The organism is Paenibacillus sp. UNC496MF, from assembly GCF_900113915.1.
Classification (GTDB): domain Bacteria; phylum Bacillota; class Bacilli; order Paenibacillales; family Paenibacillaceae; genus Paenibacillus_Z; species Paenibacillus_Z artemisiicola.
On record NZ_FORE01000001.1, the window covers coordinates 1 to 615 of the forward strand.

Annotated in this window: 1 rRNA gene; it reads left to right on the forward strand. The window is 57.4% G+C overall.

The window, feature by feature from the left end:
* Window positions 1-615 (forward strand): 23S ribosomal RNA (locus tag BMZ79_RS00005); the annotation flags it as partial.

A 615-nucleotide genomic window follows, 5' to 3' on the forward strand; every position in this document is an offset into this window, starting at 1 on the left:
GCCAGCTTCGGTGGAGGCATCGTTGGGATACCACCCTGATCGTATCGGAGTTCTAACCTGGTACCGTGATCCGGTACAGGGACCGTGTCAGGTGGGCAGTTTGACTGGGGCGGTCGCCTCCTAAAATGTAACGGAGGCGCCCAAAGGTTCCCTCAGAATGGTTGGAAATCATTCGCAGCGTGCAAAGGCATAAGGGAGCTTGACTGCGAGACCTACAAGTCGAGCAGGGACGAAAGTCGGGCTTAGTGATCCGGTGGTACCGCATGGAAGGGCCATCGCTCAACGGATAAAAGCTACCCTGGGGATAACAGGCTTATCTCCCCCAAGAGTCCACATCGACGGGGAGGTTTGGCACCTCGATGTCGGCTCATCGCATCCTGGGGCTGAAGTAGGTCCCAAGGGTTGGGCTGTTCGCCCATTAAAGCGGTACGCGAGCTGGGTTCAGAACGTCGTGAGACAGTTCGGTCCCTATCTGTCGTGGGCGCAGGAAATTTGAGAGGAGCTGTCCTTAGTACGAGAGGACCGGGATGGACGCACCGCTGGTGTACCAGTTGTTCCGCCAGGAGCACCGCTGGGTAGCCAAGTGCGGACGGGATAAGCGCTGAAAGCATCTAA